Genomic DNA, 26,295 nt, shown 5'->3' on the forward strand with positions numbered 1-26,295 from the left:
GTCTTTCTATACTCGGAGGCGGCGTCTGTCCAGCGATTAGCGCTCAAATCGGCGCTTCACAGACCGCGCGAAAATCTCTCCAGAAGTCCGGGTAGGACTTGGCGACGACCTCGGGCACGGCGATCGAGAGGCCGGAACGGCGAAGGCCCAGGAGCGCGAAGCTCATCGCGATGCGGTGGTCGTCGGCGGTGTCGATGGTCACGGGCCGAGGCGCTGGCTCGTGCTGCGCCCAAACGCCCGGGACCGTTATCGCGTCGGGTCTCTCGATCACGCCCTCGACGCCGGCGCGCTCCAGCTCGGTCGCGACGACCGCCAGACGGTCACTCTCTTTGAGGCGCAGGTGACCGACGCCGGTGATCTCGGTGGTTCCAGCGGCGAAAGGAGCCATGACCGCCAAGGTGGGCACTTGATCGGGCATGTCCGAGAAGCTTTCGGTGACGGCCCCCAGGCAGGTGGGTCCGACGACTTCGAGGCCGCCGTCGATCCAGTCACATCGAACGCCCATCCTTTCGAGAACCGCAAAGAAGCGGGAGTCCCCCTGTGCGGAGCCGGGTCTCAGCCCCATCAAGCTGACCCGGCCCGCGGTAAGCGCAGCCGCGGCGCCGAAGTAGCAGGCGCTCGAGTAATCGGCCTCCACCTCGAAGCTCCGAGGTTCCTCTGCAACTACCTGCGGCGCGATCGTAAAGTTGTTGTCCGCTCGGCCAACGACCAAGCCGAAGTCCTCCATGACCCGCGACGTCAGTTCTACGTACGGAGCAGAGGCGAGCCCGGTGACGTCGATCGAGACCGACTCGCGGGCTCGAACCGAGGCCATCAGAAGCGCGGACAGGAACTGACTCGAGGAGCTCGCATTCAAACTGGCCCGGCCGCCCTGAAGCGAGCCGCCCCGAATTCGAATCGGCGCGAAGCCCTCGTTCTGGAGGCACTCGATCTCGGCGCCCAGATCCCTGAGTGCCGCGATCAACGGGCCGAGCGGTCGCTGGCGCAGTCGCTCGGTGCCGTCGAGAGTCCAGAAACCGGGTCGCGTCGCCAGTGACGCCGTCAGGAAGCGGAGCATCGTGCCCGAAGCCCCGCAGTCGATGTCCGCCCGTTTCACCGATCTTTCTCTCTCAATCCTCAAATCGCCGGCAACTCGCTTCACCGCGTATCCGAGCCGGTCGAGGGCCACCACCATCGCGGCCGTGTCCTCGGACTCGAGCGGCCGGATGATCTCGGTCGCTCCACCGGCGAGGAGTGAGAGATTGAGAGCGCGGTTGGTGACGCTCTTCGAGGACGGGAGACGAACCGTGCCGTGGGCCCGCGCTGGCGGACCGATCGGCCGAACGCCTTCACCTGAAACGTTCACGGCTGCCTGAATTCGCCGGGAATCCACTCGACCGCGTGGGTCGCGAACCACGCGTCCAGAATCCGGACCCTGCCTTCCGGTACCTCCCAGTCATGCCGCTCGTGGAAGTGTCCGAGCAGCAGTTCGTCATAGCCCTCGCTGAGTCGCTTTCGGCCGTAGGCCAGGAGGACTTCCTCGGGAATCCGAGTTTTGTGCTTGAAATTGGTCTTGGAGAGGCCGTGCTCGGCGCGTTGAATCAGCAAATCCGCTATTGTCCTGGGCAATCCCAGCATACCCAGGCGGCTCAGACGGTTCTTCGAGAACCGGCGCCAAAAACGGTACAGGTAGTCGCGCGCGTTCAGACCGTCACCGTGAACGACCAGATACCTGCGCCCACAAGTCTCGAAGGAAAACTCGGCACCAATCGAGTCGAAGTAGGCTTCGTACTCGCTCCCCCGCAAGAAGAAGTCCCGGTTACCCTCGATATAGTGAGTGGGCACACCGCGATCGCGGAGGCGCTGGAGCGAATCGACGACAAGGGCGATCTCGGGGGTCTCGAAGCGCCGGCTGCCGACCCAGACCTGAAAGAGGTCACCGAGAAGAATCAGCCGCTCGCAGTCGTCCGGACGGAGAGCGTCGATCTGGTCGGCGAGCGGTGAGGCCGCGCCTCCCGGGCCTCCCAGGTGGGCGTCAGCGATGGCCGCTACAGACATGACTTCGGGCGTGGCCGGTGGACCCCTAGAAGATCGATAGCCTGGGTGGGGTGTTGGCGACCGCCGCCGCTACCACAGCGTCCGCCAGCTTACGGAACGATTCAGCGTGCGCACCGTCGGGCTCGGCTTCGACCACCGGCACGCCGGCGTCGCAGCCGTGCATGATCGCCGGATCGAGCGGCACTCGACCCAGGAAGTTGCAGCCTAGGACCTCGGCGGTCTTCTCACCACCTCCGCGCTTGAACACATCGGTGGTCTCACCGCAGTGGGCGCAGACGAAGCCCGACATGTTCTCGATGATGCCGACGATCGGCACGTTGACTTTCTTGAACATCGAAAGGCCCTTGCGGGCGTCGATCAAGGCGATATCCTGAGGTGTGGTGACCACGATCGCGCCCGAGAGCGGCACCCGCTGGCTGATCGTGAGCTGAGCGTCACCGGTGCCCGGCGGCAGATCCACGATCATGTAGTCGAGCGCTCCCCACTCGACATCGCCGAGAAGCTGCTCGATCGCCTTCATCACCATCGGCCCGCGCCAGATCATCGCGGTATCGGTGTCGACGATAAAGCCCAGTGACATGAGTTTGACGCCATAGCGCTCGAACGGGAGGATCCGGTCGCCGTCGACACGCGGTCGCTCCTGGATGCCGAACATCATCGGCAGCGATGGACCATAGATGTCCGCGTCCAAGAGGCCCACTCGGTGTCCGGCCTGGGCCAGGCTGACCGCCAGATTGACGGCGACCGTGGACTTCCCGACCCCACCCTTTCCGCTGGCGACGGCCACCACGTTGGCGACTTCGGGAATCAGGCTCGCGTCGCGGGAGACCGCCTCCTGCGCCGGCGCCGAGGGGCGCTGGAGCCGGAGCTCGACGTCGACCTCCCGGACCTCATTCAAACCGCCGACAGCGTCCTTCACGGCTCGCCTCACGTCGTCGGCGAGCTCCTCGCGATGGGTAGCTATCTCGAGCTCGACCCGAACTTGCCCCGAATCCTCCACGGCGACGCGATCGACGAACCCGAAGGACACTATGTCGCGGCTCATCCCAGGAAACCGGACTTCCCTGAGTTTGTTCCAAACGGCTTGCTCCAGAGGCTCTGACATGGGCACTTCTCCTAGGAAGATCCAAGGGCTATCAGTCGTTCGACTTGCTCTCGGACTTCCTGAATGAGCTCTTGCTTACGGCTGACCCCGAAGTCCTGAACCGGCATCGGGCCTCCGTAGTTTACCCGCACTACACCCGGGCGTATCTTGAGACTCTTCTTGGGCTGGATCTCCGCACTGCCGGCGATTCCCACGGGCACGATTGCCAGTCCGCTCTTCAACGCCAGTAAGAAGCCGCCGCGCTGGAAGGACAGAAGCTCATCGCTCAGAGACCGGGTGCCCTCCGGGAAGACGAGCACCGAAACTCCCGCCTCCTCGAGCTGGGTGACCGCGACCGCGAAGCTGTTCCGCGCCGTGCTCAGATCACTGCGGTCGATGGTCACAAAGCCACCCATTCTGAGCGCCCAGCCGAAGAGCGGGATCTGAAACAGGCTCTTCTTGGCCAGGAACCTGGTCTGGCCGGGCAGGGTGGTAAGCAGAGCCGGGATATCAAAGAGGCTCCTATGGTTGGCCATGAAGACGTACTGACCCTCTTGATCGAGAGGCACTTCGAAGGCCGGTAGCGCGCGCACCCCTCCAAAGAAAAGCACGCCGCGGCTCCAAGTCCTCGCAACCCAGAAGATGAAATGGCCGCGTGATCCGATCCAGCCGAAGAGCAAGGCCACCGTGGCCCAGAAGAGAGTCCCGACAACCAGAAAACCGTTCCCGATCAGAGTGCCGAAGAACACCTTCAGAACCGACCAAAACCCCGTAGTTGAAACCGTCATGTCGCTGCTTGGGCCCTTGCTACAATCCTCGCGGATGTCTCACACGGAGCATTTCGCGCGCCGGTTCCGCTTCCAGCGCGTCCTCCAAGGGAGCCTGGCCATAGGTGGGTTGTTCAACCTCGGCCTGGGCGCTCTTCTCGGCCTGGCGCCCGATACGGCTGTCGGTGTCCTTCATATCTCTCGACCTGATCCGCAATTCTACCTTCAGGTGCTGGCCACGCTGGCGGCACTGCTGGGCTGCTACTACCTGCTGGCCGCTTCCGACGTGCGTCGTTACAGCGGCATCGTAGCGCTGGCGACCTCCGGTCGGTTCCTGATCGGGTTGGTGCTGCTGATTGCGGCCGCGAGCGACTCGGACCTGGCCGGCCTCTACCTGCTGGCCGGCGTCGAGATCCTGTTCGGAACGCTCCACATCGCCTCCTGGTGGTCCATAAGGTAATGACCGGCGGAGGCTTTTTTGCCCAATGGCTCGACGACGTCGGGCGGCTGAGCGTCCTCGCCAAGAGCGGCTTTCTGGCCCTGGTTCGCCCTCCGTACGCTGTTCGAATCTGGGTCCGCGAAATGGAGCAGATCGGTGTGCGCTCGCTCGGGGTCGCCGGCATCACGGCGATCTTCACCGGAATGGTTCTCGCTCTCCAGACTGCCTACAGCCTTCCCGGCCTGGGAGTCAAGTACTACATCGGAACGGTGGTATCGAAGTCCGTCGTTCGCGAGCTCGGACCGGTTCTCACTGCCCTGATCGTCGGCGGCCGCATCGGCGCCGGCATGACCGCCGAGCTCGGAACCATGAAGGTCACCGAGCAGATCGACGCCATGCGCTCGATGGCCGCCGACCCGGTCAAGAAGCTCGTCGCACCCAAGCTCGCCGCGACCCTGATCATGCTCCCCGCCCTGACCATCCTGGGGAACGGCCTCGGCGTCCTCGGCGGACTGATCATTGCCACCTTTCAGCTCAATCTGACCCCCGGCTTCTACATCAACGACGTCTTGGGGGCGCTGACGATCGACGACATCTGCAGCGGCATCGGCAAATCGGTCTGCTTCGCCTATTTCATCGCGATCATCGGCTGCCACAACGGATTGATGGCCCGAGGCGGAGCGGACGGTGTCGGACGGGCGACGACCAACACGGTGGTCATGGCGTCGATCATGGTTCTGGTGTCCGATTTCTTCCTGACCAAGATCTTCTACGTGCTTTTCTAGCAGGTCGAGCGCGTGAGCTCTCTCTTCGTCATACGAAATCTCAGCAAGAGCTACGGCCCCAAGCCGGTGCTCGACGATCTCTCCTTCGAGGTCGAGAAGGGCGAGTGCTTCGTCATCCTCGGCCGCTCGGGATGCGGCAAGAGCGTGACCTTGCGGCAACTCAACGGTCTGGAGAAACCCGATTCCGGCGCGGTTTTCTTCGACGGTACCGACATCGCCGACCTTTCTGAGAAAGACCTAGTCCCCATCCGGCAACGCGTGGCGATGCTGTTTCAAGGCGGCGCGCTCTTCGACTCTATGAGTGTCTACGAAAACGTCGCCTTCCCGGTCCGGGAGCACACTCGGCTCGCGGAGCCCGAGATCCGACTGCGAGTCCGCGACAAGCTGAGCGCCGTGCGCTTGGAGGGAATCGAGGACCGACTTCCAGCCGCGCTTTCCGGCGGCATGAGGAAACGGGTGGCGCTCGCGCGCTCACTGGCTCTCAACCCCGAGGTGGTGCTTTTCGACGAGCCCACCACCGGACTCGATCCCATGACCTCCGCCACGATCGCTAACTTGATCCAAGCGGCGCGCAGGTCGCACGATGTAACGTCGATTGTGGTCACCCACGACCTTGCGCTCACGCGGGCGATCGCGGACCGCCTGGCCTTTCTCGAAAACGGCAGGTTCCGGTTCCTCGGCACCTGGGCCGACGCCGAAAGCAGCTCGGATTCTCTCCTGGTCAGGTTTCTGGCCGGAGAAGAGGAGGACGAAGATGACTCGTGAAGTGAAAGTTGGAGCCCTGGTCGTCGTCGCTCTAGCGGCTCTGGCAGCGGGTATCTTTCTGGTTGGCGAGCGCAACAATCTGTTCGCACTCAAGAACGGGTATTTCGTCCACTTCAAGGACGTCGGCGGGCTCGCCGCCGGAAACCCGGTTCAACTGAGCGGCGTAACGGTGGGCCGGGTCGAGCGAGTCGTGCTTCCAAAAGCCGTCGACGAGAAGCTCTTGACCGTTTGGATCTCTCTCGATCGAGACTACGCTGATCGCATCCGAGAGGACTCGGTCGCCAGAATCAAGACGCTCGGTCTCCTCGGTGACAAGTACATCGAGATCTCGTCGGGGTCGCCCGAGAGCCGAATCGTAGCGGTCGATGGTGAGATCAAGGCCGCGGCGCCCACGGACGTCGACCGTCTACTCACCTCGGGTGAGGACGCCGTCGACAACGTCGTGGCAATCTCCTACTCGCTGCGCAGCATTCTCGATCGCGTGGAGGCAGGCGAAGGCCTGCTCGGCGAGCTGCTGATCGCCAGCGAAACCGGTGAACGTGCCAAGGAATCCGTTGTCGATACGCTTTCGAACTTCGAGATCATCTCGGGTCGCCTGGCCAGGGGGCAAGGAACGATCGGACAGCTTCTTGCCGACGACAAACTGGCTGCTCGGCTCGAGGGCTCGATGAGCCGACTCGAGACCGTGCTCGATCAGGTCGAAACGGGCGAAGGCACCCTGGCGGCACTGATAGGCGACCCGGAGATGAAGAGCGAGGTCATAGAGACTCTGGGCAGCCTCCGATCCGCAGCCGAAGGTGCCGATCGGATCGTCACCGAGTTCCATGACAATGAGGGGCTGCTTCAACGCTTCCTGAGCGACGAGACCTTCGCGAACGACGTCACCCGGGATCTCAAGGAGCTGATCGAGAACCTGAACGTCGTCTCCGAGAAGTTGGAGAAAGGCGAGGGCGCCCTGGGTCAGATCATCAACGATCCGCATCTCTACCAGGCCATGGACGACATTGTCGTTGGCATCAACGAATCCAGGCTCTTGCGCTGGCTGATCCGAAACCGGCAGAAGGCCGGCATCGAAAAGCGGTTCGACGACGCCGGCGGCGACCTCTCGGCGGACCCTTCGGAGCCGGCCGCCCCGGCAACCCCCTAGCGGCCGACCGAAGCGCTCGAGACCTTGCGGAAGAGGCTTGTATCGAGTATCTTTTCGACCGGGCCAGCGGCGTACCGGCCACTTGTGCGGACGTTCGAATGGGCTCGAAGCCCCTAAGCCAAGATAAGAAAGCTCCCATTCGCGAAGGCCTGCTCCCAGGTCATCCCATCAGGCCTCGGGCCGGTACGAGAAGACTATGAAGATCTGTATTGCTGGTAGTGGCTACGTAGGCCTCGTTACCGGAACCTGCCTGGCGGATTTCGGCATGCAGGTGGTCTGTGTCGACAAGGACGAGGCCAAGATCGAGGCTCTGCGACGCGGCGAGATCCCGATCTACGAGCCCGGCTTGAACGGCATGGTGCGCAAGAACATAGCTGCCGGCCGACTCGATTTCTCGACCGAGCTCGGACCCGCGATTCGAGACGCGACCGCCATCTTCATCGCCGTCGGAACGCCCTCTCGAGTCGACGGCTCGGCCGACCTCGTCTATGTTCGGCAGGTCGCGCGCTCGATCGGCGAGAATCTCAACGGCTACAAGATCATCGTTACCAAGAGCACTGTACCCGTGGGCACGGGCCGGATGATCGAAGACGTGGTCAGGGAAGCTCGCAGCTCCGTTCAGGAGTTCGCCGTGGTCAGCAATCCGGAGTTTCTGCGAGAGGGCTCGGCCATCGAGGACTTTCTGCAGCCCGACCGAGTGGTCATCGGGAGCCTTGACCAACGCGCGATCGACATCATGCTCGATGTCTACTCCCCACTCCGAGTCGCGGACGTGCCCTTCGTGATCACTTCGGTAGAGAGCGCGGAGCTGATCAAGTACGCCTCAAACTCGTTTCTAGCCGCGAAGATCTCGTTCATCAATGAGATAGCACATCTCTGTGAAGCCCTGAACGCAGATGTCGAGGTCGTCGCCCGGGGCATGGGCCTGGACAGCCGGATCGGCCCGAAGTTCCTCCACCCCGGCCCGGGTTTCGGCGGTTCCTGCTTTCCGAAAGACAGCCGGGCGATAGTGCAGATCGCCAGCAATCAGGGCCAGACCTTTCGAATCATGGAGTCGGTCCTGGAGGTTAATCAGGCCACCAAAGAGCGCATGGTCTACAAGATCGAAGACACGATCGAAGGCGGCGTCAGCGGCAAGACCATTGGTGTTTTGGGCCTCTCATTCAAGCCCGAAACGGATGACGTTCGCGAATCCCCGGCAATCGAGGTCGTGGACGGTCTGCTCTCGCGTGACGCCAAGGTCAGGGCGTTCGATCCGGCTTCCATGGATGAATGCCGGAAGAAATGGCCCCAAGTGACCTTCTGCAACGACGCCTATGAAGTCGCCGAAGGTGCGCACGGGCTGGTCATCGTCACCGAATGGAACCAGTTCCGCGCCCTGGAGCTGGCAAAGCTGCGCGAGCTACTCCACGAGCCGGTAATCATCGACCTTCGCAATATCTACGAACCGGCGAAGATGGCCGCAGCCGGATTTCACTACGTATCGGTCGGCCGGCTGCCGGTCGGCGGAGACGAGGCCAATTAATGACGACTTCACTGGTCACCGGTGGAGCCGGCTTTCTCGGATCGCACCTGTGCGACCGGCTGCTGGCCGAATCGCATCGAGTCATCTGCGTTGACAACCTCCTGACCGGCAATCGCAGGAACATCGCGCACCTCATCGGTCGGGAGGATTTCTCCTTCGTCGAGCACGACGTCACGAAACCCTTCGAAACCGACGAAGCGCTCGACAATGTTCTGCACTTTGCCTCTCCTGCAAGCCCCATCGACTATCTGGAGCTCCCAATCCAGACGCTTAAGGTCGGCTCGCTCGGCACGCATAACATGCTTGGCCTTGCTAAAGCCAAGAAGGCCCGGTATCTGCTGGCCTCGACCTCCGAAGTGTACGGTGATCCCCTGGTCCATCCTCAGCCCGAGAGCTATTGGGGTAACGTAAATCCGGTGGGGCCGCGGGGCGTCTACGACGAAGCCAAGCGCTTCGCCGAAGCCATGGTCATGGCCTACCATCGCGTTCACGCGATCGACACACGAATCGTGCGGATCTTCAACACCTACGGGCCTCGCATGCGCCCTCATGACGGTCGAGTCGTGCCGGCGTTCATCGACCAAGCCCTTCGCGGCGAGCCCCTGACGGTGTTCGGCGACGGTTCCCAGACCCGATCCTTCTGCTACGTGGACGACTTGATCGAAGGAATCTGGCGACTGCTCAACAGTGACATACGAGAGCCCGTGAATATCGGTAACCCCTATGAGATGACGGTTCTGGAGTTCGCGGAGACCGTCACGCGGCTGATCAATCCAGAGAGCGAGGTAGCATTCAAGCCGCTGCCGATCGATGACCCCAAGACCCGCCAGCCCGACATCAGCTCGGCCCGCGAGAACCTGGGCTGGGAGCCGAAAGTCTCGCTCGAGGACGGTCTCGAGTCGACCATCGAGTACTTTCGCAAGCTGCTGACCGAGACCGACGAGAAGTAGGAAAGCCATGGCAAGCGAGATGGAAACCCTTAAGTTCGCTCTGGAGAAGTACCCCGAACGAGTGTCCGCCACGCCGGTGAGCAGGCTCCTGATGGACAGTGCTCGGCAGAATGCCAAGCGCCCGGCCTATGTCAAGCTCGCGGTACCCGACGACCTCGTCAAGGCCCTGCGTGGTTCCGTCGAGGGGAAAGAAATGCTGCTGCTGGTCAGCGTACCGAGAGAGATCGAGTCCCGGGCCGACAGCCGGATCGTGCTGCCAAGTGAGGTTCGCTAAATGACCGAGGCCGGCTTTCAGTGCGTTCGTTGCGGTAAGACCGAGCCCCCGCTGCCCGCGGCGCCGGTTCCCGGACCCGCCGGCGCCGAAATCGCCGAGAAGATCTGTGCGGCCTGCTGGCACGAGTGGACCCAGGCGGAGGTGATGATCATCAACGAGCTGCGTCTCAACTTCATGGATCCCAAGTCGTTGGGCATTCTGGAGCGACATATGCGCGAGTTCTTGCTTCTCGACGGCTCCCCTCAGGCCGGCTAGCCTGGAACCTGGCTCGATGAACGAGAACGTGCCGCTGTCGTCGACCGGCTCGACCCGGTCGGCTGTGCTCCGAGCGCTCATTCTGGCTGCGGTCCTGGGATCGGTTTTCGCAGCGGCTCGTTGGACGCCGCTCGCGGACTGGCTACAGCGGGATCTCATCGTTGAACGGCTGCTCTCCTTTCGCGACGAGCCCTGGACCGGCCCACTCTTGGTCTCGCTGTTCACGCTCTTCGGCCTGGTCGGGCTGCCGGTCAGCCCGCTGATGTTCTCGGGTGCAGCGGTCTTCGGCGTGTTCGGCGGTTGGTTCTACAACCTGTTGGGTTGCGTCATCGGCTCGACTCTGAGCTTCGGCGCCGGCCGCTGGCTAGGAGGCGATCTGATCCGCAAACTAGTGGGTCCGAAGCGGTTCGACGCGATGTTGAGAATATGGGACCGACACGGTTTCTGGACGGTTTTTCGTCTGCGCTTCTTGCCGGTTCCGTTTCCTTTCGTCAACTATGGCGCGGCATTGGCGGGAATCCGCTTCGGCACCTACTTCGTGGCGTCGACTCTGGGCATGGCGATCTCGGTGGGTGTCTGGACCTACCTTTTCTACACGCTCTTTGAAGCCACCTCCGGCGAGCGCACCGGGGTCATTGTGAAGGGTGCCATCGGTCTGCTGGCTGTCTTGGCCCTATCATTCGTGCCTACGTTGTTTCGTCGCCGAAAGCCCTTGAACCATCCGCCCGTCGAATGAGCTGCCTCGAATCCAGTCCTCTCGCGAGCCGTAATGCACGGCTGTCGAGGTATCTCGTGACGGCGGCGCTTCTCTTGGGCGTTCTCGGAGCCCCGGCGGCCGATCCGGCGGCGGCCGGGGGCGCGGCCGATCTGGCTGAGGCCGCCGCACTCATTGAAGACTCGAGACCCGAGGAAGCACTCGACCTCCTCAACCGATGGCTCAAGAAGAAACCCAAAGATCCTCAGGGTCTGCTTCTGCGCAGCACCGCCCACTTCATGATCGGAGATCTGGAAAAGGGCAAGCGCGATCTGGACCGGTCGCTCGAGCTCGATCCGAGGAGCCGTCAGGCTTGGCTCAACCGAGCCGCTCTCGAACTCGCAGACGAAGACTACGCCGGCGCGCTCGAGGCCTTTGGTCAGGCCGAGACTCTGGACGATTCGGCCGCTGACAACTCGCTCAACATCGGCACCGTGCTGCTCTTACTCGACCGCTTTGACGAAGCCGCCAAGCGATTCAAGGACTATCTGACACGCAACCCAGGGGATCCTCAGGCCCGCTACCTGGTGGCGTCTAACTACGCCATGAGAGGATTCGCACAACCGGCCATTGCCAACCTCAGGCGCGCGGTTGCCCTCGACGAGAGAATGCGACGACGCGCACGCACCGACCCGAACTTCGCGCCGCTCAACGAATCGCCAGATTATCAGGAGCTTCTGAACACGGACGGCTTCCGGCACGCCCGCGGCGCCCCGATCGCCAGGCAGAGCTACGACAGGCCGTACCTCGCCGGCCAGAGCCAAGTGCTGGATGCCGTGATCAGCAGCCTCCAGCTGGCCGGTCAGGCATTCGATCCGCAGGTCGAGGTCACGCCCAGGTGGGCGCTGGTCTGGAGCGACCTGCGAATCAAGGTGTCCGACGACGGCGCGGGCGGAACCCAGCTGGAGTTAAGCGCTCCACCCGGTCGTTTCTCCCCGGGCCAGTGGCAAGCTCTGACGGAGCAACTCCTGCGTGGCGTGACCGTCCAGCTCCATACTCACTACCGGCGCGACACCGACTAGCACGTCGCTCGGCCCAGGCAACCGCCGGCGTCCCAGCAGGCAATCGTCGGTAGCAAGCAGCCGGTGGCTGCTAGACCCGCACCAGAACCGCACCCCAGTGCAACCCGGCCCCTAGCGCCGCAAAGGCCACCAGAGAACCCTCGGGAGCCTTGCCCTCTTGCCGTGCCCCGTGAAAGCAGATCGGCAGCGTTGCCGAGGTTGTATTGCCGTAAACCTGGATGTTGTTGTGGACCCGCTCGTCCGGTAGGCCCAGCGCCCTTTGCGCAGCTTCGTTGATTCTGAGGTTGGCCTGGTGCATCACCAGCAGGTCGACTTCCTCCAGCGATAGGTTCTGCTCTTCGAGAAGCTCGAGCGTCACCCGAGGCATTCGACTCACTGCCAGTTTGAACACCTTGCGACCGTCCATTACCGGCACCGTTCTACCTTCGGCGATCATCTCCGCATCGACCCAGGGACGCGATGCCGAACCAGCGCCCGGCATATAGAGAATCTCCTTCTCGTTGCCGTCTCCCCGGAGCCGGCTCCCGAGAATTCCCCGGTCCGTGCCGCTTTCTGCCCGAAATACCATCGCGCCGGCTCCGTCTCCGAACAGCACTACAAGGTGGCGGAACCTGGAGTTCCACTCGTACTCAGCCTCGGGAACCGGGCCCGGCTCCTGGCCCAGCAGGACGCGCCAGGACTTCGCGGGAAAGGGGATCAGAGAGGAGTGCACGTCGCAGCCCACCAGAAGCACCGTTTCGGCCTGGCGGCTTCGAATCAAGGCGTCGACCACCTGCAAGCCGTAGGCGTAGCCGGCGCACTGTTGGCGAAGGTCCAGAGCCGGCTTGGGGCCAACTCCGAGATGCTGCTGCAGCAGAGTCCCGGAGCCCGGAAAGTAGTGGTCCGGGGTCATCGTCGCACAAACGATGTAGTCCACCTCTTCGGCATCGACACCGGCGTCTTCGAGCGCTCTCTGCGCGGCCTGTGCTCCCAATTCCGCCGATCCCACGCCGGGCTCGACATAGAACCGTGTGACGATTCCGCTACGGGCACGAATCCACTCGTCGCTGGTCTCCAGCACCCGGGCCAACATGTCGTTCGTGACCTCGACCGATGGAATCGCGATGCCGGCACCCTGCAGAACGGCTCTGAGCTCTGTGCCAGCCATCGTACAGCCGTGCTAGCGCCGAACCACCGGCGCGGAGATTCTCGGCGCCGCGGTGAAGACCGTGACGTCATCCTCCCGGGTGAAGTAGTAGCGCTCGTCGGGAGCCGATCCGTCCAACCCTCGGCGCACTTTCGGGTCGTAGAGCCAGATTTCCACCGTAGTGTTCCTCCGTCGCTCATCTTGCACGAAGCCGCTCTGGCGCGGTGCTCCAAAGAGGATGTAGATCAGTCCGCGGTCGGTTCTTCTGCCCAGGTTCGCACCCTCCGTGAAGAGCCGATCTGCCACCTCGGCCCTCTGATCGAATATTGCTTTGACCTGCCGGCCGGCCCACGGGTTATTGGGATCGACCCGTTTCTGCCAAAACTCCTGGATGAACGCCTCCGCGGCCTGGTCGTCAGCGAGGCGGAGGTAGGCCTCTATCTCCTCGGCCTCGGCGATATGCGCGACCGGACCCACGAGCCACTGAGCCAGGCTCGGGCTCAGGAGAACGTTCATGAGGTCCTCCTTCTCGAGCTTCCGGCTCTTTTTGGCCAGTGCCGGTGATGCAAGCAGTGCGGCGAGCAACGCCGACAGCAGAACCTTCTTAGGAGCGGCGCAACAAATCAAGAAACTCCTCCCGAACGGCCTTATCGTGAAACGCGCCCCGAAGCGCCGAGGTCACGGTCATCACGCCGGGCTTCTTGACTCCCCTCATCTCGACGCAAAGATGTCGAGCCTCGATCACCACCATGGCGCCTCGGGGCTTGAGCTCTTCTTCGAAGTAACGAACCACCTGCTCGGTCAGCCTTTCCTGCAACTGTGGCCTACGGGCATAGAAATCCAGGATACGAGCGAACTTGGAGAGCCCGATAATCCGCTCCTCCGGGATATAGGCAATGTGGGCCTTGCCGAAGAACGGAACCAGGTGATGGGCGCACATCGAATAGAAGGGGATGTCTTTCTCCATCACCATGTGCGAATACTCTTCCTCGTTTGGAAAAGTAGTGACCTGGGGCTCGGCGGCCTGATCGAGGCCTCGGAACATCTCCAGGTACATCTTGGCCACCCGGATATCGGTGCGGCGAAGATTGTGATCCGTCGGGTCCAGACCGAGCTCCTCGAGCAGGCCCCGGACGTGGCTGGCGATTCGCAGTACCCGCTCGTCCTCGACGGGCTGGTCTTCAGCCCTCATAGCTTCGGCTGTCTCAAGAGTCGACATCGTGACCTCCATGAACCTCTCAGAGTCGGCGAGGATACCGCATCCCCTCGATCCGGCCGGCTATACTACGGCAGGAGGCACCGATGGCGAGGATTACGATCGAATACTGTGTCGTCTGAAACTACGAGCCCAGAGCCGCCAGTTTGGCGGACGAGATAGCCGAGCGGTTCGGTGAAAGACCCGAGTTGATCAAAGGCAAGGACGGCGTTTTCGAGATCGCCCTCGACGGCAAGAACCTGTATTCGAAAAAGAGCACCGGGCGCTTCCCCGAGCCCGGCGAAGTCGAACAGGCCCTGTCCACTCACCTGTCCGCATAGGCGAGCGTGCCGAGCTCCGGCTCGGGGAATCAGCTCGGGTCACACAGCCGAGCCACAATCTCGAGATGGCCCGTCTGTGGAAAGAGGTCGACGTAGGAGAGACTCTCGAGCGAATAGCGCTTGACCAGAGACTTCAGGTCGCGGGCCAGAGCCGCCGGGTGGCAGGACACATAGGTCAAGCGCTTGGGCCGCAAGCGTTTCAGTACACCTCTCACATGGAGGCTCAGCCCCTGGCGCGGCGGATCCACGACCACCCGATCGACACGCTCGGGTAACTGTCCGATCCAGGTCTCGACGGCCGAGCCGATGGTCTCCACATTCGTAAGTCGAGCCGTTTGGGCGTTCTTGCGCAGATAGCGCAAGGCGTTGCGATCCCCCTCGACGGCGACAACCCGTCGGTATCGGCGCGCCAGCGGCAGCGAAAACAGCCCCACCCCGGCGTAGAGATCATAGGCGGCCTCGCCTGTATCCGAACCGACCACCGCGTCCACGAACTCCGGCAGCAAACCGGCATGCGCTTGAAAGAAGGTGCGAGAATCGTATTCATACTCATGGTCGCCGATGCGTCTGCGCACGGCCCCCTTCGGCAGTCCCGGCAACACCGGACCGCAGGTGATCTCTCCGCCGTCGCCCAGCGCCACATCGAGTCGTTTGGGGACCCGCCGGTCGAGGCGCCTGGCGAGACCGACGATGAACTCTTCGAGCGGCTCCACGAGTACGGGACAGGCGCGCACGCCGACGAGCTCGTGACTGCCGCGAGCAAAATAACCCACGCTCGCAGAGCCCGGCTCGCCGTCGAGCTGCAACTGCGTCCGCAGGCGATAGTGCCAGGAGTCACCACGAATCACGTTTTGCGGCATGTTCAGCTCGACCCCTCCGAGACGCTCGAGTGTCTCCTGCGCGGCGCCCACCTTCCAGCGGGTCTGGGCCTCGTCTTCGAGATGCTGCAAGCTACACCCGCCGCAGTTCTCGAAGTGCTCGCAGGGGGCCCTCCGGCGATCCGGCCCGGGCTCCAGGATCTCGACAATCTCGGCTCTCGCGTAGCTCGACCGACGCTCGACGACCCGCAGCCGCAACTTGTCGCCGGGCGCCGAAAGCGGAACGAAGATCGGCACGCCCCGGTAGCGCGCCAAACCATCGCCTCCCGCGACCAGCTTCTCTATCTCGGCCTCCAGAGTGTCGGCCTTTGCAAGGAGCTCGGCGGCGGTGGTCATTTCCCAACTCCGGGCTCATCGCCGGTGATGAAGTGGATCTTCTCGGCCAGCCCCGGAAGCTCCTGGGCAACTGCTTCCGCGAGCTCGGTCAAGCGGTATCGCCTGCTGAGGTGACAGAGCACGATCGCTTGGTTCTCGAAACGATCTGCGACAGCTACCAGATCCCGCAAGTGAAGGTGTCCGAAACGCTCGCCGTACCGCCGCGTTTCCGGGGGCAGAAACGTACACTCGAGCAGAAGGACCCTGGCTCCGAAGAGCCGCGGCTCGTCAGTGAAAACCGCCGCGCTGGTGTCTCCGCAGTAGCTCAGCCAGACTTCCTCGAACTCCCTCACGACCTCTGCACCGTCACGCTTGAGACGGGCGATCTCGGTCGGCGACTTGCCTTCGAGCTTGAAGCGAAGCTTCTGCCGCCGGCGAATCAGATGGCAGCCAAGAGTGGGAACGGTGTGGGCCGCGGCAAACGCCTCGAGGCGTAGCCCCCGCCCCACCTCATGACTGTCGCCGGGCTCGAGCCCTACTACCTCGGCCTCGAGCTCTTCACCTTCGAGCCGCCCTCCCGCCTGGATGTACTCACGCAGGTGATCGACGAGACCTTTGGGACAGAAAACCGTGGCGGGCCCGAGACCCTGGAGCTTGCGCTGCGAGAGCACCCAGGGGATACCGGCCGCGTGATCAAGATGACTGTGACTGATGAATATCCATCGAGTTCCGACGAGCGGCGAAGCGCCCCTGCCGACGTCGAGCGCCAGGCCCGGCGGATCGACACGAAACCAGGTCTCGTCCCCGGCGCGCGAAACGCCACGGATATTGAGGCCGTCAAATGTCAGCGATACACCGCGCATCATCTGCTCGTCGAGCTCGCGCGCGGCGAGTCGGGAAACGAGCAGCTCGCGGCTAGACCTCCTGGTACAGCCACTGCCTCAAGGGCTCCAGCCGGGCCGAAACCGACGACGCGTCGGGATCGACCAGCCACAGAGCCGCCGAAACCGACGACAGCAGGGAATTGCCATCTTGAGGCGTAAAGCAGAAGCCGTAGAGCTCGCGCTGGCGCCGCACGGCCAAAGTCGGAAGCGAGACCACGGTCTGCGACAGAATCCGGCCGTAATAGCCATGATCGCGCCCGAAGCTGAAGACGACATTCGTCTGTTGCTTTTCCGTGACCGCCACTCTCGGGTTCGCACGCAGACGACTCACCGCCTCGTCCACCGAGGTATCCCGGTCGTAGGCCAGCCGAAACCAGATCGAGTGCATGTACTGCGTATTGAGCTTCACCGCGCTCGAGAACAGATCGAAATCCTGGTCCAGGGTCTCGAAGAGGTAGTGGGCGTCCCGCGCGTGGTGAGTGCCAAACTCGCCGTCCCCGTGAGCCCCCAATGACGGCGCCGGGACGAAACCATCGGTCTGGGTGACATCGTTCGCCCTGCGCATACACACGAAATTCCCTTGCTGCAGGCAATAGGAATCTGAATCGTGGCAGAGAGTCTTGATCAGGGTCGTGATGTTGTGCGTGTTGCACGACACGATCTGAATAAAGCGAGTCTCTCCCGGAACCAAAGCTTCGTCATTCACGCCTCGTGCGTAGGGGATCCCGAAACCGAACTCGCTACCCTGGGCCAGGTAACCCTTGGGGCCGGGAATACTCTCGTAGTATCGCTCTTTGTTCTCGTTGCCCGCCGGCGTGCAGTCGATGACCACGGTGGCACGCTCGATCGCCTCTCTGGCCTCATAGCTGACCTCATGGCCGAGGGCTTCGAAGTCCTTCCGCCGCTCGGCGTCCACCGCGAGCTTGGCGCCACGATTCATGAGGTGCTGGATCCGCGGACGGTCCGCCTGGAGGGGGGTCCGTTTGTGAAACGTCACCTCGTCGACACCCATCCTATCCCCGAAGTCCGCGAACAGGCCGAGCAGGGGCTCGCCGATGGTTCCGGTACCGACAATATGCACTGTGGTCGTCATTTCACTCTATTCCTCTGTTGATTCGTCTCCGTGTGCGCCGTGCTTGCCCCCGCCTCGCCAGCTCGGATCACGATTCGCAAACTCATCGACTTTCCTGTGTACCTCTACCAGCGTCCTCGTGACATCGGGATCACAGGTTTCGTTCTCACACTCATAGGTATAGACGTTGGTTTCTCCGTCACGGGCGAATCCGTTCAACGTCTGGTGCGTCTGGCAGTTGCCACACTTGACCGAAAACTCTCGGATGTTGACCATCGCTAGGAAGCGAAGACCTCGGCCCCTTTGTCCCTTGCCGTCCGTCGGTCGGAGCTCCCCTCCGAGGCCTGTCGGCTCAAGATCTCGTCGATCGCGGACGTCAACCTGCTGGCCGTCGAGATGCCTTCGTGCACGTACATGATCGTGCCCTCACGGTCGAGCATGACGACCGTCGGCAAGACGAAGATGCCGTACTTGCCGGCAATGTAGTCGTTCGGATCGACGAGAACAGGATAAGCGAACGGGCGATCAACAACGAATTCGCGAACGACCGCCTCCGGCTCCCCGAGGCTGACCGCGAGGAACTCGACGCCCCGGCTCTTGAGCTCCGGATAGAGCTTGGCCAGGATGTCGGCTTGGAGGTGGCAGGGGCCGCACCAAGTTGCCCAAAAATCGATGAGGATCAGATCCTCACCGAGATCGCGCGGGCTGATCTTGCCCCCATCGAGAGAAGCCAAGTCGAACTCCATCACGGAGCCGCCGGCTGTGGACGCCGCATCGCCTTCCGCTGTCGCCGGCACGGCGGAAGGCGCCTGGCATGCCACCGAGGCAAGCACGAGGAGCACCAGAGTTCTTTGGACAGTTCTCATCATTCGGCAGAGGGCGGCGGGAGCCTGGCCCCTCCTCCCTCTCGGGCGGAAGCATACGTCAATTAGGCCAACAGCCATAGCTCAGAAAAAAAGCGCGGGCTCCCGAAGGGGCCCGCGCGAGTACCGAGATCCGGCTCCGAAGTCGCTTACTTTCTCTTCGTCGCGCGCTTCTTCGTGGCTCTCTTCTTGGTCTTGCGCTTAGTGGCCTTCTTCTTCGTGGCGCGCTTCTTTGTCGCGCGCTTCTTGGTGGCCTTCTTCTTGGTCTTGCGCTTAGTGGCCTTCTTCTTCGTAGCGCGCTTCTTTGTCGCACGCTTCTTCGTGGCCTTCTTCTTGGTCTTGCGCTTAGTGGCCTTCTTCTTCGTGGCGCGCTTCTTCGTCGCCTTCTTCTTGGTCGCGCGCTTGCGCGTGCTGCGCTTCGGAGCGCGCTTTGCCGCCTTGCGCTTGGTGGCGCGCTTCTTCGTGGCTCTCTTCTTTGCTGCCATGGGTCTTGCCTCCTGCCCGCTACGGGCTAAAGGACCTAACGCGGTCCAAGTCCACGCAAGGCGGCGGTATTGCCTCCCTGCATATTCAAAATCTCATACCTGCTCATGGAATCGATTGATGAAGGGGATGCTTGCGGATGGGTGATGCCAGCTTCAAATGACGACTGCGGTTGTTCTGATTTCGCGCGACCGTCCTCGTCAGAAATATAAGTCAAAACAAACTCAAAAGCTAGCGTTGGTCACGCGCTCGTCGAGCGTTTCGCGAACTGAATCACGGCGCCCGGTCGCCATCCTTCTTTGTTCGCCGATCTTGATCTTCCGTGCGAAGCGAAGCGATAAGCGCTCGTGCTGAAGACGCGTCTCACGCGGGTTGGTGTGTGCGCTTACTAACGCACGATGCAGCGCATCGAGATAGTCCGCGCAAATGGTGTCAATGCTCGCTCGTTGCGGCTGCGCGATTCTCGAGCGATCCAGTGCGAACATCAGAGCCACTTCAAGAGCATGCCAAGGTCAACATTGCGAAAAACGACGGCTTTCGATTTGATCGGTTGCTTTGGCGAATGCCAAGTGTGATTCCCCGAAACAGAATGATCTGAATTCGAACAAGGATGAACGATATATAGCGTGCTTGTCAAGGGTAACCGCTACATCTTGTGGTTGCGGCCACGAGACCCTGCAACCTCGAAAGCGCGCTCCTCGGCACACTTGTCAACCTATAATTCAGGACATGTCTGACGCACACGAAAAGGACGAAGGCATTCGACAAACCTCCTCGGGCATCGAGCTGCCGTCTTTCTACGGTTCTGCGGACGGCGCACCTTCCAGTTCCGACGAGCCCGCACCGCCCGGCGAGTTTCCCTACACCCGAGGCCTCTACTCTGAGATGTACCGAAAGAGACTTTGGACCATGCGCCAGTATGCGGGCTACGCGGACGCAGAAGAGTCCAACAGGCGCTACCACTTTCTGCTCGCTCAGGGGATCACCGGGCTTTCCGTTGCATTCGACCTACCGACTCAAATCGGTTATGACTCGGACCATACCCTGGCGCGCGGTGAAGTCGGCAAGGTCGGCGTCGCAATCGACTCGATCGAAGATATGCGCAGGCTCCTTCATCGCATTCCCCTCGATGAAGTCACGACCTCGATGACGATCAACTCGACCGCTTCGATCTTGCTGGCGCTCTATCTCGCTGTCGCCGAGGAACAAGGGGTCGCCTGGGAGCGCGTGGGCGGAACAGTACAAAACGACATCCTCAAGGAGTACGCGGCTCGAGGCACCTACGTCTTTCCTCCGAAGCCTTCCATAGCCTTGGTCACCGACATCATCGAGTTCTGCGCCAATGAGGTTCCGAGGTGGAATCCGGTCTCGGTTTCGGGCTATCACATGCGCGAAGCCGGCAGCACGGCCGTGCAAGAGGTCGCATTCACGCTCGCCAACGGGCTGGCCTATGTCACGGCCGCGATCGACCGGGGTCTGGACATCGATTCGTTCGCACCCAGAGTGTCTTTCTTTTTCAACGCCCACAACCATTTCTTGGAAGAGGTCGCCAAGTTCCGCGCCGCTCGACAGCTCTGGGCCCGACTCATCCGCGACCGCTTCGCGCCGAAGAATCCTCGATCATGCTGGCTGCGCTTTCATGTCCAGACCGCCGGGTCGACGCTGACCGCCCAGCAACCCGATAACAACGTGGTCAGGGTCGCCCTGCAGGCGCTGGCTGCCATCTGTGGGGGCGCCCAGTCCCTGCATACCAACTCGCGCGACGAAGCCCTTGGACTTCCCACTGAGGACGCTGCTCGACTGGCGCTCCGTACGCAACAGGTCCTGGCACTCGAGTCCGGCATCGTCGATGTGGCGGATCCGCTCGGTGGAGCCCATTCAATCGAGGCCTTGACCGAGGAGATCTCAACCCGAGCCCTTCGCTATATCGAAGCGATCGAGGAGATGGGTGGCGCCGCGGCGGGACTCGAGCGGGGCTTTCAACAACGAGAGATCGCCGAGGCCGCCTATGCCACCCAGATCGCCATCGAGAACGGGTGCGACAAAGTCGTAGGAATCAACGCCCACGTCGAAGAGGCCTCTGGCGGCATCGAGGTGCTGAGCGTCGACTCCGCTGCGGAACGCGCGCAGGTGGAGCGGCTCCACGCACTGCGCGACCGGCGGAACGCCGGGGCCGCGGCCGCGGCTCGAGATTCCCTCGCTGCAGCTGCGCGCGAGGGCCACAATCTCATGCCGCCGATTCTGGGATGTGTGCGGGCTGAGGTGACCGTTGGCGAGATCACCGACACACTTCGCGCTATCCACGGCGAGCACGAAGAGACGAGCTTCGACTAGTCGAGCTCCTTCTCGGGAGCCAACTCGGCAGCCGGCTCGGGCGCCGGCTCGAGAGCTTCGAGCTTCGCGAACAGCTCTTCGGTCGACTCCGGAGCGAGCCGAATCAAGGTCGCGCGGCGGTCCCGCTCGGCCAGGAATCCGTCACCGTCCGCCCAGAGGCGCAGAGACTCCGTCCACCCTTCCGACTCCAGTTCTATCTCCATCTCGGCCAGCTCGCCGGTGCTGCCCGGCGTAAGATCGACCGGCACGCCCTTCGCCCCCGCAACCGCATACAAGAAGGCACTGACGTTCGAGTATTCGACTTCGACGTCGTCCGACAGCCACTCCCCTTCGCGACGCTCGAAACGACGCTCGTCACCGTTGTGCACGACTCGAAACGCCTCGACCTCGAACGCGCCACGGTCGGACCAGCTCCCCGATTGCCACTCCTCCGGCCGCCGCGCGAGCAGCGAAGCCAGATCGGTGTCGGCCCTGAACAGCTGCCCGTCGACTCGGACGGCGGCGAGCTCCTCCGCGGCCGCCGACGCCGCGATCTCGACCAGCATCGGAGCGGCCGCATCCGTAAGCGTCAGCCGGACCGCTGAAGGCTCGGCGCCGAGATCGGCATCCGGGTCGTCGACGAACTCCTCGATCTCGAGGTCCACCAGCGCCGTCAGAAGGCTTGCCACTTTGTCCTCGTCGGCTACATCGTGCTTAGGTGCGACCAGGCGGAACCCACCTTCAACGCGTTCCAGAGCGACACCCGTGGGCGGGTTCAGGACTTCGATCCTCTCGATCCGCGAGCGGTCGATCGGGATCGCGTCCCGACTGCGCCATTCGTTCGGTTCCCGAACGACGTCGTCGACCAGGCTGCCCGAGACGACATAAAACGGCGGGCCGTTGCCAACCTCTACGATGGTGTTCGACGACGCCGGGATCTCGCTGCCGAATCTGAGAACAAGATCTTCCGACCCGGTCTCGATCTTGATCTCGCCCCGGGGCCGATCGAGGCCGAGCTCATCTCTCGACGCATCTTCCAACGTGCGCTCCTTCTCCAGATCCCGGACCCGCTCCAGAAGGCGTCTCACTTCGTCGGAATCGCCCCGAGCGGCTCGGGGCTCGGTCAGCGCCCACTCCCCCAGCTCGTCGCCAGAGCTGTAGCCGTCACCGGCGTCTCCGGCATCGCCGGCCTTGCCGGACGCCAACACACGCTCGAGCCGGATCTGCCGCCCGCCGGCTTCGAGCTCGATTCCCCGGACCGACTCGAGATCCAACCGGACCAGCTTCTTGCCCTGTTCGACGCGCTCCTCTGTGGACGGCAAATCGCGCTCGAAAAACCAGATGAAGCTACCGAGACCGATAACCAGCACGAAGAGAACGAGCAGGGTGCGGGGGCGCAATCGTTACCTCCTTCGGCGGGAGTACACGGCTGCGCCGGCCACCAGGGCCAATCCGGGCAGAACCAGAAACACCAGCAGCCCGACCGAGCGCAGCTCGTCTCCGCTGAGGCTGAGACGAACCTGTTCGGGCTTCTTGGGCGGAATCGCGATCAGGTTCTCTCGCTCGACCAACCAGTTCACCGTGTTGGCGGCGAGCTCGGCGTTGCCGACGTTTCGGAGCTGCCCGTTGGTGACGAAGTCGGCGTCGCCGAATACGACCAATCGACTCGAAGCCTCTGCGTCGTCCGCCGTTGGCTCGGCCGTTGCCGGGTCACCCTCGCCGTCGGACGCTTCCTCGGCCACCTCGTTCGAACCAGGGGTCGCGGCCACTTCGTCGTCACTCGTGTCGCCCAGGTCGATCGCCACCGCCACCGGCACCGGGCCCGCGACATCGTCATCCCCTTTCTCGATCGCTTCCAGATTCTCGAGATCGCTCTCACCCCAACCGGCCGGGCTCGTTTCCAGCAACACGCTGGCGCCGAGCTCGTCCGGTTCTCCAGCCAGGAGAAGCGACTGGGCCAGGGGCACGATGACCGGCACGTCGGCCTGACGCAACGGCCTGGTCACGGGATGCTCCCCGAACTCGCTCACGAAGAAGGTCTCGGCGCCGAAAAACGGGATCGGATTCCGCGGATCGATGACAATGTCGGCACCGAGTCCCACGCCATAGTCCGAGAGCAGTGCCTCGAGCCCCGTCGAAGCAACCGCTCCCGAGGCGCTGATCATCGGGTCGAGCAGCGCCAGAAGCCGGCCCCCGCCCGCCACGAACTCCGCAATCGCCTCGACCTCGGGCGCCACGAATCCTACTGTCGGACCTGCGATGACCACCGCGTCCGTTCCCGCCGGAACTTTCGGCTCGCTCAAGGGCGCCCACTCTTCCAGATCGAAGTTGTCCCGGCCCAGTAGCGCCTCGAGCTCGGTCAGCCCGCGGGCCGAGGGATCGTCCAGCCGAAGCTCGCCGTGTCCGGTGGTAAACACGATCTTCGGTTTCCGGCTTTCCGCGAGGTCGACGATGGCGCCGGTGAAGACCTGCTCGCCCTTGAATCCAGTTAGCTCGGGGCCCAGCCCGGCCTGAAGACCCGAGTAGTCATAGTCGGCGAGATCCGCGCTCTCGACGACCCGGCGGTCATCTCCACCATCCAGGACGATCACGTCGAGATGACTGAGCTCGAACCTGTTGACCAGGGCCTGTGCCTCGGCCAGGTTCTTCTCCGGATCGACCACGCGCAGGCTGAAGTTCTCGGACGCCGCCGCGTAGCGCGTCAGGAGCTCGTGGACCTTGTCGAACAGCGGCTCACCCGGGCTCATGAAAACCACGGCCTCGATCGGCTTGTCGAGGGCACTCACGACATTCCGGCTCTTCTCCGAAAGCGTGTAGATCTTTGAAGACGTCCAGTCGAAGCGCTTGTAGTACTTCCAGGAGAGGTAGTTGACCATGACGACCAAAGCCAGAACCAGGAGGACGCCCGCGCTGAACGTGGACGACTCTAGCCAGCGGTTTCGTTTTTCAGTCATCGTCACTTCACCTCCACTTCCTGACGGCAAGGGTTCGCGTCGCGAGGAAAAGAAACGTCGCGGTCGCCGACAGGTAGTACACGAGCCGCCGCGAATCGACTATGCCCTTGGCGAAATCGTCCATGTGCTGCCACAGGTTCAAGTAGCCAAAGGCCTGCTTCGCGAGCTCGTTGTTGACCAGATTCTCGAGCAGACCGAACGTGAACATCGGTACCAGGATGACGAAGGTAAGCAGAGCCGCAATCAACTGGCTGCGGGTCAGAGCGGAAGCCAGAACGCCTGCCGCCAGAAACACCGAGCCGACTCCGATGATGCCCAGGTAACCTGAGGCTACCGGCCCCCAGTCCACCGAGCTGTATCTGGCAATGACGCCCGCGTAGGCCAGAGTCGGCGCCCACAGGACAACGTAGAAGGCCAACGCCGCCAAGTACTTCCCCAGCACCACCTGGGTCTCGGTGATCGGTGCCGTCATGAGCACTTCGATGGTGCCGCTTCGCCGTTCTTCGCTCAGCAAGCGCATGGTCAGAACCGGCGTCATGAAGAGCAGAACCAGCCAGAAGAAGAAGGTCTGACCGAAGAAGAGTTCGAGGGGCGCTCCGACCGCGGCCCTGGGGTCGCTCAGAAAGCTCACGATCAGCCAGAAAACGAAGCCGTTGACCAGCAGCAGAGCGGCCAGCACGATGTAGGCCAGCGGCGAGAGAAAATACGCCCTGAGCTCGCGATCGAGAGTCGCCAAGAACGCGCTCATTCGGTCACCTCCAAATCGTCCTCGTCGCCTTGCGGTGCCGGAGTCGCGGCGCCCGCGGTCTCCGGTGGCTCCTGTGTCGTGAGCCGCACGAAAACGTCCTCGAGCGAGGCTTTCGATTGAGTGAGCTCCAAAAGGACCCACCGCCTCTCGACGGCCGTCCGGAAGATCGCCTCCCTGGGATCCGCACCGCCCGAGCAATGGACCTCGAAGGCGTCGCTCCCGGCCGACTCGACCTCGCTCACCCCCGGCAGAGCGGCCAAGGCCGCGGCCGCCTCCGGCGGGCTTTCCTTCAGCGCAACGCGCACGATGGTATCTCCCGTAGAGCTTGCGCGCAGACTCTCCGGCGAACCCTGGGCCACGATCCTGCCACGATCGATGATCATCACGCGATCGCACAGCAGCTCGACCTCCGGCAGAATGTGGGTCGACAGGACCAACGTGCTCTCCCGGCCGAGCTCACGAATGAGCTCGCGGATGGCCACGACCTGCTTGGGGTCGAGGCCTATGGTCGGCTCGTCGAGTACCAGAACCTTTGGTCGATGCAGGATCGCGGTCGCCAGGCCGACTCGCTGCCGGTATCCCTTGGAGAGGGTGCCGATGATCTGGTCGCGAACGTCCTCGAGCAGACAGCGCTCAAGGGCATCGCCGATCCGTTCACCGGTCTCCGAGCGACCGACTCCTTCGAGCCGCGCTCGATACGCCAGGTACTCGCCGACCCTCATCTCCTCGTAGAGCGCGACATTCTCGGGCAAATAGCCGAGCGCCGCTCGGGCCGCGACCGAGTCTCTCGACAGATCTCGGCCGGCGACCGTCACGCGGCCTGCGCTGGGCGGCAAGAAGCCGGTGATCATTCGGATTATCGTGGTCTTGCCGGCGCCGTTCGGTCCCAGAATGCCCACGATCTCACCCTCGTCGATCGAGAACGAAACGCCGTCGACAGCGGTGAACTCGCCGTATCTTCGCGTCAGATCTTGTGCTTCGATCACCTCGGTCAATCCTCCTGGGTCTGTGGTCCGCCGCTTCGAGCAACATGCGGCCTTTCGTTCCCTGGCGGCTTGCAGCAAATCCGATGCCCGAGCCACCTTCCCTAAAGCTCCTTGCCCACGGCACCACGAGCGAGGCATCTACGCGGCCGCAGCGTCAGGATGGCACGCGATCGGGCACAGCGAATGTGCCTCACTACCGTTACTTTAGTCGGATCTCGCGAACCCCGCGATGATAATCTGTGGCCGGTGACGGGATCGGACATGAAGACCGCTTACGAGATCGCGCCCGAGCGCGCCGAGCAAGAAGGACTCCCAAAGCCCAGCCACGCGGCC

29 protein-coding genes are annotated in these 26,295 nt (G+C 62.7%); 12 read left to right on the forward strand and 17 right to left on the reverse strand.

All coding sequences use genetic code 11. The features are described from left to right. Nucleotides 1–43 precede the first annotated feature (43 nt). From aroA to GY769_13465, 4 genes are all read right to left on the reverse strand, one after another. A complete protein-coding gene (gene aroA / locus GY769_13450; GenBank protein ID MCP4202922.1) occupies nucleotides 44–1,345 on the reverse strand; it encodes a 3-phosphoshikimate 1-carboxyvinyltransferase in 1,302 nt (433 codons plus the stop codon). Beyond that, on the reverse strand, nucleotides 1,342–2,037 hold the full coding sequence (locus GY769_13455; GenBank protein ID MCP4202923.1) for a UDP-2,3-diacylglucosamine diphosphatase: 696 nt from the start codon (nucleotides 2,035–2,037) through the stop codon (nucleotides 1,342–1,344). The genes aroA and GY769_13455 overlap by 4 nt, the downstream gene beginning before the upstream one ends. Nucleotides 2,038–2,062: 25 nt before the next feature. After that, nucleotides 2,063–3,001: an Mrp/NBP35 family ATP-binding protein gene (locus GY769_13460; GenBank protein ID MCP4202924.1), complete on the reverse strand. Its 939-nt coding sequence runs from the start codon at nucleotides 2,999–3,001 to the stop codon at nucleotides 2,063–2,065. 152 nt (nucleotides 3,002–3,153) lie between these two features. Further along, entirely contained in the window at nucleotides 3,154–3,909 is a 756-nt protein-coding gene (locus tag GY769_13465) for a 1-acyl-sn-glycerol-3-phosphate acyltransferase (protein ID MCP4202925.1), read from the reverse strand. Nucleotides 3,910–3,943: 34 nt separating this feature from the next. On the opposite strand from GY769_13465, the gene GY769_13470 reads away from it, so the two are divergent. The 10 genes from GY769_13470 (at nucleotide 3,944) to GY769_13515 (ending at nucleotide 11,804) form a co-directional block, all read left to right on the forward strand. Then, a complete protein-coding gene (locus GY769_13470) occupies nucleotides 3,944–4,348 on the forward strand; it encodes a hypothetical protein (protein MCP4202926.1) in 405 nt (134 codons plus the stop codon). Further along, complete coding sequence (locus GY769_13475; protein ID MCP4202927.1) at nucleotides 4,348–5,112, forward strand: ABC transporter permease; 765 nt, start codon at nucleotides 4,348–4,350, stop codon at nucleotides 5,110–5,112. Before GY769_13470 ends, GY769_13475 begins: the two co-directional genes overlap by 1 nt. A gap of 12 nt (nucleotides 5,113–5,124) precedes the next feature. Further along, nucleotides 5,125–5,877, forward strand: a complete 753-nt coding sequence (locus GY769_13480; protein ID MCP4202928.1) for an ABC transporter ATP-binding protein — start codon at nucleotides 5,125–5,127, stop codon at nucleotides 5,875–5,877. After that, the gene (locus GY769_13485; GenBank protein ID MCP4202929.1) at nucleotides 5,867–7,024 is read left to right on the forward strand and encodes an MCE family protein; all 1,158 of its coding nucleotides are present in this window, start codon (nucleotides 5,867–5,869) and stop codon (nucleotides 7,022–7,024) included. Before GY769_13480 ends, GY769_13485 begins: the two co-directional genes overlap by 11 nt. A gap of 196 nt (nucleotides 7,025–7,220) precedes the next feature. After that, complete coding sequence (locus GY769_13490; GenBank protein MCP4202930.1) at nucleotides 7,221–8,549, forward strand: UDP-glucose/GDP-mannose dehydrogenase family protein; 1,329 nt, start codon at nucleotides 7,221–7,223, stop codon at nucleotides 8,547–8,549. Continuing rightward, the gene (locus GY769_13495; protein MCP4202931.1) at nucleotides 8,549–9,499 is read left to right on the forward strand and encodes an SDR family oxidoreductase; all 951 of its coding nucleotides are present in this window, start codon (nucleotides 8,549–8,551) and stop codon (nucleotides 9,497–9,499) included. The genes GY769_13490 and GY769_13495 overlap by 1 nt, the downstream gene beginning before the upstream one ends. A 7-nt stretch (nucleotides 9,500–9,506) precedes the next feature. Continuing rightward, complete coding sequence (locus GY769_13500) at nucleotides 9,507–9,773, forward strand: hypothetical protein (protein MCP4202932.1); 267 nt, start codon at nucleotides 9,507–9,509, stop codon at nucleotides 9,771–9,773. Beyond that, on the forward strand, nucleotides 9,774–10,028 hold the full coding sequence (locus GY769_13505; protein MCP4202933.1) for an oxidative damage protection protein: 255 nt from the start codon (nucleotides 9,774–9,776) through the stop codon (nucleotides 10,026–10,028). A 16-nt stretch (nucleotides 10,029–10,044) separates the two neighbouring features. Beyond that, the gene (locus GY769_13510) at nucleotides 10,045–10,764 is read left to right on the forward strand and encodes a TVP38/TMEM64 family protein (GenBank protein MCP4202934.1); all 720 of its coding nucleotides are present in this window, start codon (nucleotides 10,045–10,047) and stop codon (nucleotides 10,762–10,764) included. 56 nt (nucleotides 10,765–10,820) lie between these two features. Beyond that, entirely contained in the window at nucleotides 10,821–11,804 is a 984-nt protein-coding gene (locus GY769_13515) for a tetratricopeptide repeat protein (protein MCP4202935.1), read from the forward strand. A gap of 70 nt (nucleotides 11,805–11,874) precedes the next feature. On the opposite strand, the gene GY769_13520 is transcribed toward GY769_13515, so the two are convergent. From GY769_13520 to folE, 3 genes are all read right to left on the reverse strand, one after another. Continuing rightward, the gene (locus GY769_13520; GenBank protein MCP4202936.1) at nucleotides 11,875–12,951 is read right to left on the reverse strand and encodes a 3-oxoacyl-ACP synthase; all 1,077 of its coding nucleotides are present in this window, start codon (nucleotides 12,949–12,951) and stop codon (nucleotides 11,875–11,877) included. A 12-nt stretch (nucleotides 12,952–12,963) separates the two neighbouring features. Next, complete coding sequence (locus GY769_13525) at nucleotides 12,964–13,446, reverse strand: GWxTD domain-containing protein (GenBank protein ID MCP4202937.1); 483 nt, start codon at nucleotides 13,444–13,446, stop codon at nucleotides 12,964–12,966. Nucleotides 13,447–13,534: 88 nt separating this feature from the next. After that, on the reverse strand, nucleotides 13,535–14,122 hold the full coding sequence (folE, locus tag GY769_13530; protein ID MCP4202938.1) for a GTP cyclohydrolase I FolE: 588 nt from the start codon (nucleotides 14,120–14,122) through the stop codon (nucleotides 13,535–13,537). A 170-nt stretch (nucleotides 14,123–14,292) separates the two neighbouring features. Between folE and GY769_13535 the strand changes: the two genes are divergently transcribed. Continuing rightward, nucleotides 14,293–14,466, forward strand: a complete 174-nt coding sequence (locus GY769_13535) for a SelT/SelW/SelH family protein (GenBank protein MCP4202939.1) — start codon at nucleotides 14,293–14,295, stop codon at nucleotides 14,464–14,466. A 29-nt stretch (nucleotides 14,467–14,495) separates the two neighbouring features. On the opposite strand, the gene GY769_13540 is transcribed toward GY769_13535, so the two are convergent. The 6 genes from GY769_13540 to GY769_13565 form a co-directional block, all read right to left on the reverse strand. Continuing rightward, a complete protein-coding gene (locus GY769_13540; protein MCP4202940.1) occupies nucleotides 14,496–15,680 on the reverse strand; it encodes a class I SAM-dependent RNA methyltransferase in 1,185 nt (394 codons plus the stop codon). Then, entirely contained in the window at nucleotides 15,677–16,525 is an 849-nt protein-coding gene (locus GY769_13545) for an MBL fold metallo-hydrolase (protein MCP4202941.1), read from the reverse strand. The genes GY769_13540 and GY769_13545 overlap by 4 nt, the downstream gene beginning before the upstream one ends. Before the next feature lie 49 nt (nucleotides 16,526–16,574). Next, nucleotides 16,575–17,636 (reverse strand): hypothetical protein, encoded by a 1,062-nt coding sequence (locus tag GY769_13550; GenBank protein ID MCP4202942.1) that lies wholly within the window; start codon nucleotides 17,634–17,636, stop codon nucleotides 16,575–16,577. A gap of 257 nt (nucleotides 17,637–17,893) precedes the next feature. Next, nucleotides 17,894–18,412, reverse strand: a complete 519-nt coding sequence (locus tag GY769_13555) for a TlpA family protein disulfide reductase (protein ID MCP4202943.1) — start codon at nucleotides 18,410–18,412, stop codon at nucleotides 17,894–17,896. 215 nt (nucleotides 18,413–18,627) lie between these two features. Next, nucleotides 18,628–18,963 carry a histidine biosynthesis protein HisIE gene (locus GY769_13560; protein MCP4202944.1) on the reverse strand — a complete coding sequence of 112 codons (336 nt, stop codon included), beginning with the start codon at nucleotides 18,961–18,963 and terminating at the stop codon, nucleotides 18,628–18,630. Nucleotides 18,964–19,185: 222 nt separating this feature from the next. After that, entirely contained in the window at nucleotides 19,186–19,446 is a 261-nt protein-coding gene (locus GY769_13565; protein ID MCP4202945.1) for a hypothetical protein, read from the reverse strand. 244 nt (nucleotides 19,447–19,690) lie between these two features. Here GY769_13565 and GY769_13570 point away from each other — a divergent pair, with 244 nt between their 5' ends. Then, on the forward strand, nucleotides 19,691–21,295 hold the full coding sequence (locus GY769_13570) for a methylmalonyl-CoA mutase (GenBank protein ID MCP4202946.1): 1,605 nt from the start codon (nucleotides 19,691–19,693) through the stop codon (nucleotides 21,293–21,295). Here the strand turns inward: GY769_13570 and GY769_13575 are convergent. The 4 genes from GY769_13575 to GY769_13590 are packed head-to-tail and all read right to left on the reverse strand — an operon-like array spanning nucleotide 21,292 to nucleotide 25,962. Next, entirely contained in the window at nucleotides 21,292–22,674 is a 1,383-nt protein-coding gene (locus GY769_13575) for a DUF4340 domain-containing protein (protein ID MCP4202947.1), read from the reverse strand. The two genes, GY769_13570 and GY769_13575, sit on opposite strands and share 4 nt — an antisense overlap. A 3-nt stretch (nucleotides 22,675–22,677) precedes the next feature. Further along, nucleotides 22,678–24,228, reverse strand: a complete 1,551-nt coding sequence (locus tag GY769_13580) for a GldG family protein (GenBank protein ID MCP4202948.1) — start codon at nucleotides 24,226–24,228, stop codon at nucleotides 22,678–22,680. Nucleotides 24,229–24,235: 7 nt separating this feature from the next. Then, on the reverse strand, nucleotides 24,236–24,976 hold the full coding sequence (locus GY769_13585; GenBank protein ID MCP4202949.1) for an ABC transporter permease subunit: 741 nt from the start codon (nucleotides 24,974–24,976) through the stop codon (nucleotides 24,236–24,238). Then, nucleotides 24,973–25,962 carry an ATP-binding cassette domain-containing protein gene (locus GY769_13590; GenBank protein ID MCP4202950.1) on the reverse strand — a complete coding sequence of 330 codons (990 nt, stop codon included), beginning with the start codon at nucleotides 25,960–25,962 and terminating at the stop codon, nucleotides 24,973–24,975. Before GY769_13590 ends, GY769_13585 begins: the two co-directional genes overlap by 4 nt. Nucleotides 25,963–26,295 lie beyond the last annotated feature (333 nt).

Source organism: bacterium (assembly GCA_024224155.1).
In the GTDB taxonomy this organism is placed as follows: Bacteria; Acidobacteriota; Thermoanaerobaculia; order Multivoradales; family JAHEKO01; genus CALZIK01.